13 protein-coding genes are annotated in these 16,140 nt (G+C 72.5%); 6 read left to right on the forward strand and 7 right to left on the reverse strand.

The features are described 5' to 3' along the window. Positions 1 to 45 precede the first annotated feature (45 nt). Positions 46 to 1,005, reverse strand: coding sequence for a glycosyltransferase family 2 protein (locus tag ACP6CK_RS08450; protein ID WP_426958439.1), 960 nt, complete (start codon positions 1,003 to 1,005; stop codon positions 46 to 48). Beyond that, entirely contained in the window at positions 1,002 to 2,144 is a 1,143-nt protein-coding gene (locus tag ACP6CK_RS08455; protein ID WP_426958440.1) for a Gfo/Idh/MocA family protein, read from the reverse strand. Before ACP6CK_RS08455 ends, ACP6CK_RS08450 begins: the two co-directional genes overlap by 4 nt. A gap of 139 nt (positions 2,145 to 2,283) precedes the next feature. Here ACP6CK_RS08455 and ACP6CK_RS08460 point away from each other — a divergent pair, with 139 nt between their 5' ends. Continuing rightward, positions 2,284 to 3,237 carry an NAD-dependent epimerase/dehydratase family protein gene (locus ACP6CK_RS08460; RefSeq protein WP_426958441.1) on the forward strand — a complete coding sequence of 318 codons (954 nt, stop codon included), beginning with the start codon at positions 2,284 to 2,286 and terminating at the stop codon, positions 3,235 to 3,237. 102 nt (positions 3,238 to 3,339) lie between these two features. Here the strand turns inward: ACP6CK_RS08460 and ACP6CK_RS08465 are convergent, their stop codons facing one another. The 4 genes from ACP6CK_RS08465 to ACP6CK_RS08480 form a co-directional block, all read right to left on the reverse strand. Beyond that, positions 3,340 to 4,362, reverse strand: a complete 1,023-nt coding sequence (locus ACP6CK_RS08465) for a glycosyltransferase (protein WP_426958442.1) — start codon at positions 4,360 to 4,362, stop codon at positions 3,340 to 3,342. A gap of 137 nt (positions 4,363 to 4,499) precedes the next feature. Next, complete coding sequence (locus ACP6CK_RS08470; protein ID WP_426958443.1) at positions 4,500 to 5,570, reverse strand: glycosyltransferase family 2 protein; 1,071 nt, start codon at positions 5,568 to 5,570, stop codon at positions 4,500 to 4,502. A 274-nt stretch (positions 5,571 to 5,844) separates the two neighbouring features. Further along, a complete protein-coding gene (locus ACP6CK_RS08475) occupies positions 5,845 to 7,341 on the reverse strand; it encodes a glycoside hydrolase family 5 protein (protein WP_426958444.1) in 1,497 nt (498 codons plus the stop codon). Positions 7,342 to 7,465: 124 nt separating this feature from the next. Next, positions 7,466 to 8,662 carry an ATP-grasp domain-containing protein gene (locus ACP6CK_RS08480; RefSeq protein WP_426958445.1) on the reverse strand — a complete coding sequence of 399 codons (1,197 nt, stop codon included), beginning with the start codon at positions 8,660 to 8,662 and terminating at the stop codon, positions 7,466 to 7,468. 395 nt (positions 8,663 to 9,057) lie between these two features. Here ACP6CK_RS08480 and ACP6CK_RS08485 point away from each other — a divergent pair, with 395 nt between their 5' ends. Together ACP6CK_RS08485 and ACP6CK_RS08490 are read left to right on the forward strand one after the other, a co-directional pair. Further along, positions 9,058 to 10,371, forward strand: coding sequence for a lipopolysaccharide biosynthesis protein (locus ACP6CK_RS08485; protein WP_426958446.1), 1,314 nt, complete (start codon positions 9,058 to 9,060; stop codon positions 10,369 to 10,371). A gap of 8 nt (positions 10,372 to 10,379) precedes the next feature. Next, positions 10,380 to 11,813 (forward strand): O-antigen ligase family protein, encoded by a 1,434-nt coding sequence (locus ACP6CK_RS08490; protein WP_426958447.1) that lies wholly within the window; start codon positions 10,380 to 10,382, stop codon positions 11,811 to 11,813. Between the two features lie 72 nt (positions 11,814 to 11,885). Here the strand turns inward: ACP6CK_RS08490 and ACP6CK_RS08495 are convergent, their stop codons facing one another. Then, positions 11,886 to 12,905 (reverse strand): acyltransferase family protein, encoded by a 1,020-nt coding sequence (locus ACP6CK_RS08495; RefSeq protein WP_426958448.1) that lies wholly within the window; start codon positions 12,903 to 12,905, stop codon positions 11,886 to 11,888. A 254-nt stretch (positions 12,906 to 13,159) separates the two neighbouring features. On the opposite strand from ACP6CK_RS08495, the gene ACP6CK_RS08500 reads away from it, so the two are divergent. The 3 genes from ACP6CK_RS08500 (at position 13,160) to ACP6CK_RS08510 (ending at position 16,064) form a co-directional block, all read left to right on the forward strand. Continuing rightward, the gene (locus ACP6CK_RS08500) at positions 13,160 to 14,404 is read left to right on the forward strand and encodes a GNAT family N-acetyltransferase (protein WP_426958449.1); all 1,245 of its coding nucleotides are present in this window, start codon (positions 13,160 to 13,162) and stop codon (positions 14,402 to 14,404) included. A gap of 89 nt (positions 14,405 to 14,493) precedes the next feature. Then, positions 14,494 to 15,663 (forward strand): thiolase domain-containing protein, encoded by a 1,170-nt coding sequence (locus ACP6CK_RS08505; RefSeq protein WP_426958450.1) that lies wholly within the window; start codon positions 14,494 to 14,496, stop codon positions 15,661 to 15,663. A 5-nt stretch (positions 15,664 to 15,668) separates the two neighbouring features. Then, positions 15,669 to 16,064 carry a Zn-ribbon domain-containing OB-fold protein gene (locus ACP6CK_RS08510; RefSeq protein WP_426958451.1) on the forward strand — a complete coding sequence of 132 codons (396 nt, stop codon included), beginning with the start codon at positions 15,669 to 15,671 and terminating at the stop codon, positions 16,062 to 16,064. Positions 16,065 to 16,140 lie beyond the last annotated feature (76 nt).

Here is a 16,140-nt window from a genome sequence, read left to right on the forward strand (position 1 = left end):
GGGCGGCTAGAACGGGATCATCCGGTTAGATCCTGGATTGGCCCGTCAGGTTCCGTCCGCGAGCGCGCGGGCGTAGGTCATGGCCTGAACGATCTTCAGCAGCAGCAGCCGCAGGCGCACCGGCAGGATGGTCGTCAGCACGAGGCGGCGCAGGACGCGTCGCGCCCAGTCCCAGTCGCGGACGGGGTGGACGGCCCGGATCAGGGCGAAGAGCCGGTGCCGCTTCGTGTCTTCAGGGTAGAGGCGGTGCACCCGGGCGTAGCTGGGCGCGGAGGCCTCCAGCTTGCCGAGCCAGGACGCGTCCCGGTGGTGCTCCATGTGGGAGACGGTGTTGTCCACGTGGCGAATGCCGGCGAGCCGGGCGATCCGCAGCGCCCATTCCGTGTCCTCCCACCCCCAGCCCTGGAAGGCCTCGTCGATGGGGTGGGCGAGGAAGAGATCGCGGAGGACGAGGAAGTTCGCGGAGAGAAAGGTGCCGGCGGGGTCGCGGTTCCGTTCGGCCGCGGGAATCCATTCGCGCAGGCGGCTGTGCTGCTCGAAGAGGCGGGAATCGGGCGGCGCGCGGTCCATGCGCTGCCCTGTCCGGCCACCGCAGGTGACGAAGGCCGGATCGTCGCAGGCGGCCAGCGCGCGGGCGACGAAATCCGGCGCATCCGGCAGGCTGTCCGCGTCGAGGAACAGCAGGAAGCGGCCGCGGGCGAGGGTGGCGAGCGCGTTGCGGGCCGCGGCGCGGCCGAGATTGGCGGGCGCGGCCGCGACGGCCGCGGCGAGGCCCTGGCCCTCGGCGCGGGCGACGATCTCCTCCTGGTGCAGGAGGGCCGGGTTGCCGTCGAGGAGGACGAGAAGTTCGACCTCCGCCGGCACGGGCAGGGCCGCGATGCCCGCGAGGAGTTCGTCGCAGAGCGGGCGCACGTCCCTGTCATAGGTGGGGATGAGAATGGAGAGGCGCGGCGCGGGGCCGGTGGACCGGGCCGCGGTGGCCGTGACGTTGGGCGGCGCGCTCATGGTGCGGGAAGGCTTGTCCGCATGACCTGCGCCTGGCCAGGGGCGGCCGGGGATTGCAGGGCCAGCGTGACCTCGGTCACGTGGAGCGCGAGTTCCGGTCCGACCAGCGCGGGGGCGCCGCGCTCGACCTGGGCGGCGAGCTGGGCGATGCCGCGGCTGAAGTCCATGCGGTGGCCGCCCTGGGTGCGCGGCACCTGGCGGGCGTGGCGCACCGGGACGCGGCGGCCGAAGAGAAGCTTCGGCATGACGGCGGAGAGCTTCTTCTCCGCGAAGCGCTGCGCGCGGGCGCGGAGGTCGGAGCCGGTCGTGCTGATGCGGAGGGGCGTGTGGTATTCCCATACGTCGGAGAGCGTCGCCACGCCGCGCTCGAGCACGATGCGAAGCGAGCGGTCGGCGGGCGCGATGATCGAGTTGGTGAGGCGGGCCACCATGCCGCCATCGAATTCGAGCACGCCGATGGAGAGATCGGGCGCGAGGTCCTTCGCGCCGAGGGCGGCCCCCTTGTCGGGCAGCAGCAGGGCGCTGAAGGCGGTGACGCGGCGGACCGGGCCGAAGAGGGCGACGAGCGGCGTGATCTGGTAGCCGGCGTGCTCCATCGTGCAGCCGACCTCGAACTCGTCCTTCGCGGGCCAGGGGGCGCCGGAGAGGCTGCGCCAGGACGGGTAGTCCAGGGCGGAGACCATGCCGTCATCCATCTCGGCCTGGGCGAGCAGCGGGCGGCCGAGGCGGCCCGAGGCCACCTCCTGCCGCAGCGCCTGCACGACATCGCTGAGGTGGTTGCAGGGCGCGGCCGCGAGGGCGAGCCCGCGGGCGCGGGCGGTTGTGACGAGCTCCTCCGCCTCGGCCATCGTCATGGCCAACGGCTTCTCCGAGTAGACGTGGTGGCCGCTCTCCAGAGCGCGCAGGCTGACCTCGTGGTGGGAGCGGGGGTTCGTCAGGTTGACGACGCATTCCACCCGCTCATCCGCGAGCAGGGCATCGAGGCTGGGATAGGCGTGGAGCCGGTGGAAGGAGGCGAAGGTCGCGAGGCGGTCGGGATCGCGGTCGAAGACGCCGAGCAGCGTCAGCCCGTCGAGGCCCGGGAGCGTCTGCATGTACATGTCCGCGACATAGCCGCAGCCGACGATCGCGATCCTCATCGCCCTGTTCCGGCGACGCTGCGCTGCATGGAGGTTCTCCGGGGATGCCCGATCGTAACGGGCGCCCGGCCTTTGCAAAAGAGGAGGGCAGAGGCAGGGTGCGCGCGGCTTAGGGGGCCGGCGCGGCGCCGGATGGATCTTGGCGGGAATCCTGGTCACGGGCGCCGGCGGCTTCCTGGGCGGCCATGTCGTGCGTCACCTCCGCACCTCGGGGATGGAGGTGCTGCCGGCCACGCGGGACGGGCGGGGCGGGTCGCGCCGCCTGGACCTGCGGGACCCGGCCGGCATGGGCGCTGCGCTGTCGGGCGTAGAATCGGTGGTGCATTGCGCCGTGAGCGACCGCGCGGTGACGGTGGATGGCACGCAGGCGCTGCTGGACGCGGCCACGGCGGCGGGCGTGCGGCGCCTCGTGCATTTCAGTTCCATCGCCGTCTACGGGGAGGCAGCGGGCGCGGTGACGGAGGAGACGCCCCTCCTCTCCCCCGACACGCCGGGCTACGCGGGCTGGAAGGTGGCGGCGGAGGCGGCCTGCCTGGCCGCGCGCGGGATCGAGGTGGTGCGGCTTCGCCCGACCATCGTGTACGGGCCGGGCAGTCCGCTCTGGGTCGGCAAGATGGCCGAGCGCATCCGCGCGGGGGTCTGGGGCACCTTCGGCGAGGCCGGAGAGGGGACCTGCAACCTCGTGCACGTGGACGACGTGGCGGGGGCGGTGCTGGCGGCGCTTTCGGCACCGGCCGCCGGGCAGGTGTTCAACGTCAACGGGCCGGAGGCGGTCAGTTGGAACGCGTGGTTCGTCCGGCTGGCGGAGGCGATCGGGGCCCCTCCCCTGCCCGCCATCCCGCCGGGACGGCTGCGCGCGCGGTCGCTGCTCTCCCTGCCGTTCAAGGCGGCGGCGCGTCTGCGGCCGGGGCTGGCGCCGCGCTGGGTCCTCGGCGCACCGGCGGGAAGCGAGATGGCGCTCTTCGCGCGCAGGGCAACCTATCCGACGGGGGCGGCGCGGGACGGGCTGGGCTGGGTGCCGCGGGTGGGCCTGGAGGAAGGGCTGCGCGACACGACCGCGTGGCTGCTGGCGCGAGGTACGGCCGGGGGCTGACCTCCTCAGGGTTGATCTGGTCAGAGGGTGCGGTGCGTGTTCGAGCGACGCTCCCGCTGGAACCGTGAGGACGGCCCGCCGAGCCGCCCTTCGGAGTGCCGTCTAGCCAGCCCCTGGCCCGAGCGCGTCGCAGAGCTGCTCGAGGCGGCGCGCGGCGGCCTCGTGCGTGAGATGGTCCAGCGCGTGCCGCCGGGCCGCCGCGCCGAGCCGGGCCCGCGCGGACGCGTCGTTCCAGAGCTCCAGAATCGCCCCCCGAAGGGCTGCGGGGTCGGAGGGCGGCACAAGGACGCCGTTCTCGCCGTCGGTGACGTAGTCCTCCGTGCCGATTGAGTTGGTGGCGACGACGCAGCGGCCGAACATCATCGCCTCGATCACCGTGACCTGGCCGGAGGCGGAGAAGCTGTTGAGGATGGGGACCACATTCAGCCGCGCCCGCTGTGCGAGGACGTGGCAGGCGGCGAGGCTCAGGCCAGCGCGAAGCTCCACGTTCGGCGGGATGTCAAGGCCGGCCACGGCGTGCGCGCCGGCCACCACCACGACCGGAATGTCGAGCGAACGCACGGCCTCGAACAGGCACGCGTAGTCGCGGTTCGCGCTGCCCATCGAGAGGAGGAAGGGCCGTTCCGCCTCCTCCGCGTGCTCCGGGTTGAGGACGTCCACGCTGAAGGGGACGAAGACGAAGCGGTCCCCCGGCAGGCCGAAGCGGGCGGCGTAGCTCTCGATCTCGCGCCGGGAGTGGACGACGATCCGGTCCACCGCGCCCAGGCCGGCACGGGCCAGGCGCGCGCGCCAGCCGGTGAAGTCCCGCCCGAGATTGAAGCTCCAGGCGAGGATCGGCAGGCGGTGGCCGAGGGCGCGCTTCAGCAGGCCGGCCGCGAGGGTGAGCTGCGGGAAGACGGTGATGAGCCCCACATGCGGATCGCGGGTGAGCCGCGCCACGCGGAGGCCGCGATGGGCGTGGCGCAGGTAGTCGAGCCACTCCCTGGGGCTGGTCGAGGGCCGCGAGCGGTCGTGGTCGTAGAGCGCGTGAACGTCGATGAAGCGGTGGCGCGTGGTCGGGATGAAGCGCGTGAGCCAGTGGCGGTGATAGCTGCCGGCGAGGGAACCCGTCAGAGCCCACTGCATGCCGATCCTCCGCGCGGGCGAACCCCGGCCCGCCCGGGGCGAAGTGCGCCGGTCATGTCACGGCCGGGGCGGCGGGTCCACCAGGGCGGTCAGGGATCGCGTTCGGATGAGCCCCACGGGCTGGCCTTCCGCGGGGCCTATTGCGAAGCCTGCGGCCCGGCGGGCTCGGCCGCGGCCACCGGCGGCGGGCCCATGCGGTAGAGCGGGATCTTTCGCCACCAGACGAGCTTCCCGAGCCCGAAGGCGGCCTGCGACAGCATCGCGTCGAGGCAGTGCTCTCGCCCGGACGACGCACCGCGCGCGCCGGCCGCGGCGCGCGACGGTCGCAGGCGGGCGATCAGGCAGAGGACCGGCGCGCCGAGGACATGCAGGACCGCCTGTGCGGCGCCCCGCGCCATGATGCTTGCGGCCGTCCGGACGGGGCTCGCGCTGTTGCGGATGGTGGCCGCCGCATAGACCTGGGCACCGCTGAAGGCGCGGCGGACCAGATATCCCAGACGCAGGCGGTCGTGCGGGACGGCCTCGAGCACCTTTCCGTCGGCGCACCAGGCGAAGCGGCGGCCGGCCTGCTCGGATCGGAGATAGAGCTCGTAATCCTCCCCGCCGCAGGCGCCGAACTCCGGGTCGAAGGGGTTCTCGGCCGCGAGGGTGGTGTCGCGGCGCCAGAGCGAGTTCCCGGTGCCGAAGGCGAAGCCATCCGGGCGATTCGGTCCGTTGAGGCTGATGATCGTGCCCGAGGGCCGGTCCAACAGTCGGGAGTAGAGGCCCCAGTCGCCGCGCGGAGGTGGCCCGCCCAGGTGCTGCGGGATCACGGCGCCGAGCACGACGTCCGCCCCCGTGTCCCGCTCCGTCCCCAGCATCGCCGCCAGCCAGCCCGATTCGACGAGTTGGTCGTCGTCCAGGAAGGCGATGAGCGGGCCGCGGGCCGCGCGGATGCCGGCATTGCGCGCGACCGAGATGTTCGGCGGGCTGGCCAGCACGACGCGCGCCGGCACCTCTGGCGCAAAGTCCCGGAGGACCGCCTCGGCGTAGGGACGTTCGGTGTTGTCCACCACCACGATCTCGGACTGGAGACCGTCCTCGTGGAGGCTCGCGAGGAGGGATCGCAGGCAGTTCCGCAGACGCTCCGGGCGGTTGTAGGTGCAGATCACCACCGAGACGGCCGGCGGCGGGCTCGCGCCGAGCGCGTCAGGGGCTTCGCTGGGCATGGGGACGGCCGGGACTCCTCTCGCCTGCGTCAACGGCCGCTGGAGGGGAGACCCAGCGCCAGCCCCTGTATCGCCCGCCGGCGCGCTGTGGCCGGCCCGGCCCCCGGGGCTGGGTGGGAGCCGGAATCGGCCGCGGTCATGCCGAGGCTGGCAGGGTATGGCACGATCGCCGCCGGCGCCGAATGGACCGGGCCCGGTCACGCCGCTGCGGGATCGCGGCACCACATTCCGCCGGCCGCCGCATCAGGACGCCCGAGCCGGGCCCTGCCCCAGGTCAGCGGTACATCGCGGCGAGGAGTTCCCGGCGGCCCGGCATGGTCGCCGTCCACCCAATCCAGTCGTGCCCGCGGAACCAGCCATTGCGTGGGTTGTCGCCGTTGTCGGCGTTCAGGGAATAGTAGCTGTGGCCGGCATGGCGGGCGCGGAGATAGGTGCCGAGCGTTTCCAGCCAGATCCGGTCCGCCGGATGGACGAGGCGGGAGACCCCGCCGGGCGGCGTGTCCAGGGTCGGGGCCCATTCCCCGATCCAGATCGGCGCGATGTCGCGGTCCGCGAGGTAGCCCCATTGCTCCGTCCAGACGAGCGGCAGCGTCTCCGCGAGCGGCTTCGTGCGGCCGCCGGACGTGCGGCGCCGGTCGTTGAAGACATGCAGCCCGGAGCTGACGCCGTACTCGTGCGGGGAGTAGCCGTGCTTGTTCGGGATTCGCAGCCGCGGCGGGTCGCCCCCGGCGAGGCGGAGGTTCGAGGACCAGCCCGAACCCCAATGGGGCTGGCCGAGATCGGTCAGGCTCTCGTAGCGCGGCGTGCCGTAGTAGAGTTCCACCCGGCGCGTGAGGGGGTTGAAGCCGGCATCCGCCGGGCCCTCGAGCCAGAGGAAGAGGTTCGGGTTGATCGCGTGCAGCTCGTTGCCGAGGCGCTCATACATGGAGCGGAGGTTGTGGGCCGGACGCGCCGCGCCGGATTCCCAGACGCCCCAGTAGGGCTCGTTCACGAGATCGAAGGCGCAGACCGCCGAGTTGTTCCGGAAATGCTGCGCCAGGGCCTTCCAGGCAGCGAAGAACTGCGCCTCGTTGCGCCCGGGGCCGCCGCCGGGATCGCCGGAGGAGCGCCCGGTGAAGTGCGGGGAGCCGGGCGGGCTGTCGGGGAACTCGGTCGTGTACCAGAGGCCGGTGTTGCCGTGGACGTTGCTCGTGTTCGCCTCGGCGCAGTGCATGTCGAGGATCATGCGCAGGCCGAGGGTCCGGCAGTGCTCGGCGATGCGCGTCAGCATCGTCAGGGCCGGCACCGGGCGGCCCGTGCGCGGGTCCACGAAGTCCGGGTTGTAGCGGGCGTCCACCCGGTCGCTGTCCGGCGGCACCGACCAGGCGGGATTCGCGATGTCCTGGCAGATCGACATCCGGATGGAGTCGAAGCCGAGGTCGCGGATGTCCTCCAGCACGCCCTTCTGCTCGAAGCTGCGGCCGTCCACCGTGATCCGGCGCGTGCGGTAGGAGCGCTGCCGCAGGCCGGAGGGCCAGGGCCGCGCCTCGAAGCCGTACCAGGCGGCCGAGCGCAGGAGGACGGGGCGGCCCGCCTCGTCCCGCAGCCGGGCGCCCTGGGCGGTGATCCAGAGCTCCCCCTCGGCGCGGGCGGGTCCGGGTGGGAGGAGCGACGCTCCGGTGACCGCGGCGGCGAGGCCGGCCAGCTCCCGGCGTCGCATCGCGGCGGGCCGGTCCGGCGCGGTGTCCTTCCCCGGATCGGCATGCGGCGGCAGCGCGGGGCCTCGGGTCATCCTGTCTCCCTTGTCCGGTCCGGCGGCTGGGCCGGTGGTGATGTGACGGCTGCGGCTCGGGCGGGGTGTTTCCCCTTCGGGTCCGCGCTTGCAAGACCGGCCGGTCAGGCGTGCGGGGCGGCCGTTACCGGTGCAGCGCGCGGCGGACGCGGCCCCTCATGCGCTCATAGCGCTCGATCCAGGCGGCGTCGGCGAGGTAGGCGCGCAGCAGCGGCGGATCCTCCCAGGGGACGTCGTGGCGGACCCGCCGGAGCCAGGGGCTCTCGGGATCGCGGCTCCACTCGCCGGGGAAGAGGGCGATCTCCTCACCCGTCGCGGGCAGCGCGGGCTCCTCGGGACGGACGCCGGCCGCGGCCATGAGCGCGGACGCCAGCCCCACCCCGCCGTCCCGCGCGGCGAGGTGGCAGATCGGGGTGGCGCGCGGGTTCATCTCGATCATCAGCGCCTGGCCGCCTTCCTCGATCACGAAATCGAAGCCGACGAAGCCGGTGAGGCCAAGCCGCTCCGCCATCGCCTCGGCGGTGCGGGCCATGTCGGGGCGGTCGATCACGCGGACGACGCTGGCCGGGCCATTGGGGTAGTTCATCTCCAGCACCTCGACGCTCAGCCCGGCGAGGACGCGGCCCTCGTGGCAGACGACAGCCCGGTTCGCCGCGCGCCCGGGGACGAAGGCCTGGAGGTCGGGCACGGTCGGGCGCCAGCGGCGGTGCTCCATGACGGGGCGGAGGCTGCGCTCCCGCAAGGCGAGCTTTCCGGCCTCGGCGAGGCCCGGGCGGCGCATGATCCGGTCCCAGGCGGCGCCGGCATCCTCCGCCCGGCGGATCACGGCGACCCCGGCCCCGCCCCAGGTGCCGTCCGACTTCAGCACGCGGGGCGGTGGGGCGGCGGCGAGGGCGGAATCCAGCTCGGCGCGGCTGGCCACCGGGAAGGAGGCGGGAACCGGCAGGCCGAGCTCCGCCGCGAGGGCGACCTGCGCGCTCTTGCTGCCGAGGACAGGGTAGGCCGCCGGATCGCCGAGCGAGGCCCGGATCAGGGGGGCGAGGTCGGGCTGTGCGTGCAGTTCGGCGAGGAGGCCCGCCGAACGATCGTCGCAGGGCACCACGAGGTCGGGCCGGGCCTGGCGGAGCGCCGCGGCGAGGTCCTCGGCCAGCCGCCAGTGGCGGAGGCGGTGCCAGGCGGAGGGCGCCGCGCTGCGGGCGAGGAGGGAGCCGGCCGGGCAGGCGCCGTGCACGAGGAACCCGGCCGCGCCAAGCGCGCGCGCGAGGCGGGCGGCGAAGCTCCAGGGCTGGGTGGAGACGACGAGGACGCCGGGCAGGCTCATCCCCGCGGGGTTCCGTGCCGGGGCCGGCCGGGAGTCGGCCGGGCCGCATCGGGGCGATGTGCTGGGATCGGCGGTCTGGGTCGCAAACCTGTCCTCCGGTGGGGTGGCTCCGCGGCGGGCGGACCGGCTCTGGCGGACGGGGCGGCGGCACGGGGCCGCGCGGCCCCGCGGCCGCAGGCCGTATACCGCCTGGGGCCCGGATGGGATACAGAGGCCGCCAATGGCCGCGAGGCGCCGGACGGGTGGGGATGGTCCTCCGCAGGGCGGGCCCCGCGGCATGGCGCCGCGGATGCGCCCCGGGCGGGGTCGGACGGCGGAGCGCTGCGCGATGGTGATCACCCCTGGGATGGAAGCGCTGGCGGCGGCCCCCCCTTCCACGCCTTGCGGCTAGGCCCGTGTCCCTCTCCCGTTCGGAGTCCCTGTCCGCGCTGAGGAGCCGGCTCCTGTCGCCCACGGCCGTGGGCGCGGCGGCCGGCCTGCTCGATCAGGTGCTGGTCAGCCTCGCGAACCTCGCGGTCGGGCTTCTCGTGCTGCGCTACGGGACGAAGGCGGAGTTCGGCCTCTATGGGCTGGCCTATACCGCGATCGTCGTGGCGACGAGCTTCTCCTCCTCGCTCTTCGGCATGCCGATGACGGTGTCCTACTACAAGGTCGCCGCAGAGGAGCGGGCGGCCTATGCCGGGGCGCTGTTCGAAGGGCAGGCGGTGCTCTCCCTCCTGCTCTGCGGCGTCGTCTTCGCCCTGGCGCTGGCCGGCGGGGAGGTCGCGCTGGGCGGTTCCCCGGAGCAGCAGGCCTGGGCGCTGGCCCTTCTCTGCTGTCCCCTCGCGATGGCGCAGGGGCTTGTCCGCACCCATCGCTTCCTGGTGCAGCAGGGGCTGGTCGCGCTGGGGCTGAGTGCGCTGCACGCCGCCGCCTGGGCGGGCCTGACCGGGCTGTTCATCATGCAGGGGGCGGCGGCGCATCTCGCCGCGCTCGGCGGGTACGGGCTGGCCTGCGGGGTCGTCGCGCTGCTGGGGCTGATCCGCAGCGGTTTGGTCGCGGTGGGGCCGGCGCGGGTGGTCCAGGCGGTGCGCTCCGTGTGGGAGCAGGGGCGCTGGGCGATGGGCGGGGTCGCTGTGGGCAGCCTGCAGAACTCGGCCCATCTCTATCTTCTGGCGTGGCTGACCAGCGTGGAGGCGGTGGCGGAGGTGAATGCGGGGCGGATGCTGATCTCCCCGATCGGCATGGTCCTCATCGGGATGAACCGGGGCATGCTGCCGATGATGGCGAAGCTGTTCGCCGAGGGCCGGCAGGGAGCCCTGCGGCGGCTGGCGGCCGGGGCGCTGCTCTTTCTCCTGCTGCTGACGGTCGTGTACCTCGCGGCCCTTTTCGTCTCCTGGGACCTGCTGCTCGCGCTCGTGCTGCGGGGGAAGTACGAGCACGTGGGGGCGCTGGTGCTCGCCTGGGCGGCGGTGGTGACGGTGCAGGCGGTGAACCTCATCCTCTCGGCGCAGGTGCAGGTGGAGGGCGATTTCCGCTCGCTCACGCTGCTCAGCCTCTATACGGCCATCCCGATGCTGATCGTCGCTGTGCCCGCGATCTGGTGGGGCGGGGGAATGGGCGGGCTGCTCGCGCTGGTCGCCGGGCAGGCGGCGCTGACCGCCCTGCTCGTGCGGCTGCTCCGCCGCGGCGGGAAGCGCCCGGACATGCCGGGACCGGCTTCCGCATGATGCCCCCCATGGCCGGGACGGGGCCGGGGGCGATGCCCGGCATGGCACGGGGACGGATCCTGGCCGGGCGCGCGGGCGTGCCCTCGCCGGCGGCGGAGCCGGCGGGCGGCGGGGCGGGACTTGGCGCCCGCCTGCTGGACCGGCTGCAGGTCGGCTACGTGATGCTGGGGATCTTCAACTACTCCTCGGCGTCCTTCGACATCAGCGGCACGACCGATGTCGAGATCGGGGCGGTGAACCCGCTCAGCACGATGGTGCAGTTCGCTCTGCTGCTGGGCGGCCTGCTCTTCGTGGCGCGGCAACCGGCCCGGTGCCTGGCGGCGGCCGCGCGCGGCTGGCCGCTGATCCTCATGCTGGTGGTGATCGCCGCCTCCGCTCTCTGGTCCGAGGTGCCGGCCGCCACGCTCCGGCGCTCGGTCAGCGGGCTGGCGCTCGTCCTGTATGTCCTGTCCGTCGCCGCGTCCTACAGCCTCGACCGCTTCATGCGGCTGGTGCTGCTGACGCTCGTCCTGACCGCGGCGGCGGGTTGGGTCCTGGCCGTCCTGCGGCCATCGGCGGGCTTCGACGTCGGCGATTACAGCAACGCCGTCCGCGGCCTGTACTACCAGAAGAACGCGCAGGGCATGGCGCTGCTGGGCGCGGCGCTGGCGCTCTCCTACCTCGTGTTGCGGCGCGGGGCCTGGCTTTGGACGGATATGCTGCTGGTCGGCTTCATCCTTGTCGCCCTGGTGCTGTCGCGCTCGACCACCTCCTTCCTGCTGACGAACCTGACCTTTGGCGTGACGCTGGCGCTGCTCTGGTTCGAGCGGGGCGGGCGCTGGCGGGCCGCGGCGGTGGTGCTGGGCGTGGCAGCGGCGCTCGCGGCCCTGCCGCTCCTGACGACGGTGAGCGTCTCGGACCTCCTGGAGATCCTGGGGAAGGACGCCTCCCTGACCGGACGGACCTACATCTGGGATGAGATCCGCGTGGCGATCAGCCGGCGGCCGCTGCTGGGCTACGGGTATTCCGCCTTCTGGGTGAGCGACACCTACCGGGTCCTGGCGATCCAGCGAACGGTGAACTGGAAGGTGCCGAACGCGCATAGCGGCTATCTCGACGTGATGCTTCAGCTCGGCTGGCTGGGAATGGCGCTGCTGCTGACGATGGTGTCGGTGACGCTGGTGCGTGTGTTGCGGGCCCTGCGCGGCCCGCGGCGCGTCCTGGCGCTCTGGATGCTGAACTTTCTCGCCGTGCAGGCGACCCTGAGCAACAACGAGTCCACGCTGCTGCTGCTCGATCTGCAACTCGCGCTCTGGATGCTCGGCACCATGGCGCTGGTGGAGGAATCGGAGGCCGAGCGGCCGCCGGTGTCGTTGCCGTCTCCCGCGCTTCGGCTGGATCCGCCGCTTCCGGGCCAGCCGGTCCGGGGCCTGATGGCCCGGGTCGGGCCGCATCCCCGGTAGATTGCGGTCCGCAGTGGCCGCCCCCCGGCGAGGGCGCGCGGAGACCGGGACCGCCGGAGCGGGGCGATCCGGTCAGGTGGCGGGAGAGGTCTGCGCCTTCGGCGGATGGGCCGAGTTCAGCACCCGTCGGTAGAGGCGCCCGATCGGCCGCTCCATCGCGCAGTAGAGGACGACCCCGGCGGCGGCGCTTCCGACCACGGCAATCACGGCGGTCAGGCCCCGTGGCAGCGTCAGCACGTCTCCGATCCGGAAGGCCACCGACAACACGAAGCTGTGCCAGATGTAGATCGGGTAGGAGGCGTCGCCGAGCAGGCCCAGGCCGGGCAGGTTCGGCAGCCGCCCGGCCACCTCCAGCGCCACGACGCCCGCCACGAGCGCGGCAGCGGCGAGGCCGGCGGCGATCGTGCCGGGCTGGCCGCCGAGGGGCATGAGTAGGCCGAGGCCGAGAATGCCGGCCAGGGTGAGGGTCACACCCAGCAGCGGGTTCCCGAGCAGCCGCGCCTGGTGGAGGCGGGCGATGATCATGCCCGCGACGAATTCGAGGATGATGGGCCGGGTGTAGAAGACGGCGGCCACGCTGTCCGGGCGCACGAGCCAGCCGGCCAGGACGAGGCCGACGAGAACGGCCGAGAGGAGCGCGAGGCGGCGCGGCGCGGCGAGCGGGATGGTGAGCGCGAAGAGGAGGTAGAAGGCCATCTCGTAGTTCAGGGTCCATCCCTGCCCGAGGAAGGGCAGCGTGAGGCCGGGCACCGATGGCGAGGGCGCCGGGAGGAAGAGGAAGGAGGCGAGGATGTGCTCGGGGTTCAGCACCATCCTCGGCACCAGTCCGAGCGCCGCGAGGAGAAGCAGGCAGAGCGTCGCGACCCAGTAGGTCGGGATGATCCGCACGGCGCGGTTGAGCAGGAACAGGCCCGGCGGGCGGGGCGACGCGGCTTGGACGTGCCAGATGACGAAGCCGCTGATCACGAAGAAGATGTCCACACCCGCGCCGCCGATCTCAAGATTGGCACCCAGGGGCTCCGCCACGTGGAAGACGACGACGCCGAGAGCCGCGAGGGCGCGCAGGTACTGAATCCCGGCCAGCCGTTCCATCGAGGGCCCTTCCACGCGGTGACGCTGCACTTCGCATGTGTGGAATTCGGCTGTCCACCGACGGACGGGGCCGAATTCGGGGAAGTCCGGCAGGTCCAGGTTGTGCTTCGGGTGGCGCAGCGTCCTGAAATCATCCGATTTCGGGAATGCCAGAACATCTTAGTAACGTAACTTTTCTTCCAAAAAAAGACATTCTGTGGCAGGAATATGCGACGCCAGAATGAGCGCCCACAGAAACGGAACGGCAGGTCACGGTGTCAGAGATTCGCTGGACAGAGCTCCTCATCGACGAGCCGCCCGCACGGGTCCGCAGCCCGGGCTCGGGGGACAGGGGGCAGCCCCTGGCCCACCGGGCCGTGCCGGCCGAGGCCGCCGACAGCTATGAGATCATTCGAGATCCGGACCTTCTCCTGCGGCTCGAGCCCGACTGGAGGGCGCTCTGCGAGCGTGCTCGCGGCCACCTTCTCGGTCAGCGATTCGAATGGACGCGGCTCTGCTGGGAGATGGTGGCGAAGCCGCGCGGGCGGCGTGTCTTCTGCCTCGTGGGCCGGCGTCAGGGGCGCGTGGGGCTGATCTGGCCAATGGCGGTCCGCCGGGACGGGCCCTGGTCCGTCCTTCAGCCGCTGGATTCCGAGACGAGCGAGTACAGCGGCGTTCTCGTGGAGGATGGGCCGGATGCCAACCGGCGGATCGAGGCGGCCTGGCTTTTCCTCCGCGCCCGCTGCGGCTGCGACTGGATCGACCTGCCGAATGTGAGGGGGGGATCGGCGCTCCACGACGTGCTGGCGGCACAGCGGGAGCCGGCCCTGACCTTCACGCACGAGGCGCCCTGGGTCAGCTGGGACGGGATCGCGCGGTGGGAGGATTATCACCGGGGCATCAGCGGTGCGCACCGGAGCGGACTGGGCCGGAAGCGCCGCCGGTTCCAGGAACTCGGCGATGTCCGCTTCGAGGTGGTGACCGACCCGGCGGAGCTGGACGCCGTGGCCGACTGGATGCTGGAGCAGAAGCGCCGCTGGATGGAGAAGACCGGGCTCGCGAATGACTGGATCTTCACCCGGGAGTACCGGCGCTTCCTCACGGCCGGCTTCGTCGCGTTCGGGCCGGCCGGGAACCGGGTGGCTTTCGTGCTGCGGCTGGATGGGCGGCTCGTCGCCGCGGAGCTGAGCAGCGTCGACGCGACCCGCGTGGAATGGTTCATGGGGTCCTACGACGAGTCGCTCGGCAAGGTCTCGCCGGGACAGCTCCTGAAGGAGGATTGCCTGCGCTGGGCCTTCGACCGCCGGCTGGCCTATGACTTCCGCATCGGGAGCGAGCCGGAGAAGCGGATCTGGAGCAACCGCTCCGGCACAGCCATCTCCTACCGGGTGGCCGCCTCCCGGCTGGCGGCGGGCTTCGTGGCGGGAGTCCGGCTCAGGAAGGCGGTGGCGGCGCGCCTGTCGCCGGCCTGGCGCGCGCGGATCGGCGGGACTCTCCGGCGCATCCGCCGGCGGGCCTGAAGAGCTGCACCGTCCGGGAGGTCCGGAGGGCCGGCTTCCCGGCCCGCCCGTTCGCCGGCACTCTGGCCCGGACGGGAGTGGGCGATTCCATGACGGTACGCGGCAAGGCCTGCATCGCGGGCATCTACGAGCACCCCACGCGCAAGGCGGAGGGCCAGTCCGTGGCGCAGCTTCACGCCGAGAGCGCGGCGGGCGCGCTGGCGGATGCGGGGCTGAGCAAGGACGACGTGGACGGGTATTTCTGCGCGGGCGACGCGCCGGGGCTCGGGGCCAACAACATGGCCGACTACATGGGGCTGGACCGGCTGCGGCACGTGGACAGCACGGATACCGGCGGGTCCTCCTACATCCTGCATGTCTCGCACGCGGCGCAGGCGATCGCGGCGGGGAAGTGCGACGTGGCGCTGGTGACGCTGGCCGGGCGGCCGCGGTCCGAGGGCGCGAAGGGAACCGCGCCCCGGAGCTTTGGGGCGAATATCCCGGACGATCCCTTCGAGCTGCCCTATGGGCGGACCACGGTCGGCGCCTACGCGCTGGTGGCGGCGCGGCACATGTACGAGTTCGGGACCACGGCCGAGCAACTCGCCTGGATCAAGGTGGCGGCGTCGCACCACGCGCAGCACAACCCGCACGCCATGCTGAAGAAGGTGGTGACGGTGGAGGAGGTGGTCGCCTCCCCCATGGTGGCGGACCCGCTGCACCGGCTGGATTGCTGCGTGGTGAGCGACGGGGGCGGCGCGCTGATCGTGACGCGGCCGGAGATCGCGCGGTCGCTCAAGCGACCCGTGGTCACGCTGCGCGGAGCGGGCGAGGCGCTCAAGCACCAGGCTGGCGGCTATATCGACCTGACCTATTCGGGCGGGCGGCGCTCCGGGGCCATCGCCTTCGAGGAGGCGGGCGTGACACCGGCCGACATCCAATACGCCAGCATCTATGACAGCTTCACCATCACGGTGCTGGTGCAGCTGGAGGATCTGGGGTTCTGCGAGAAGGGACAGGGCGGGAAGTTCGTCGCCGACGGGAACCTGATCTCGGGCGTGGGAAAGCTGCCCTTCAACACGGATGGCGGCGGGCTCTGCAACAACCACCCGGCCAATCGTGGCGGCATCACGAAGGTGATCGAGGCCGTCCGGCAGTTGCGGGGCGAGGCGCACCCGGCGGTGCAGGTGCCGGGCTGCACCCTGGCGCTGGCGCATGGCACGGGCGGGCTGCTGGGCACACGGCACGGATCGGCGACGGTCGTGCTGGAGCGGGAGTGACGCAGATGGCGACGATGGATTCCAGCCGCGTGATGATGGCGCCGGCGGTGGACCCGACCAACCGGCCGTTCTTCGACGCGGCCCGGGAAGGGCGCTTCCTGATCGGCAAATGCCTGGATACGGGGAAGCACTTCTTCTACCCGCGGGGCGTCTCGCCCTTCACCCTGTCCAACAACGTGGAGTTGGTGGAGGCGAGCGGGCGCGGGGTGATCTACAGCCTGACCGTCATGCGCGGAAAGGAGCCGCACGCCGTCGCCTATGTGGAGCTGGAGGAGGGGCCACGGGTGTTCACGAACATCGTGGATTGCGACCTGGACGCGCTGCGGATCGGGCAGGCAGTGACGCTCGCCTTTCGGCCGGCTGAGGACGGCCAGCCCATGCCGGTGTTCAAGCCGGCGTGACCGCGCGGGCTGGAGGGCCCTTCCCGCCCCCGGTTGAGCGTTCGTGACGCGGCGCCGGCTGGCCAGCGCCGGGATG

The organism is Muricoccus radiodurans (assembly GCF_050154705.1).
Taxonomy (GTDB): domain Bacteria; phylum Pseudomonadota; class Alphaproteobacteria; order Acetobacterales; family Acetobacteraceae; genus Roseomonas; species Roseomonas radiodurans.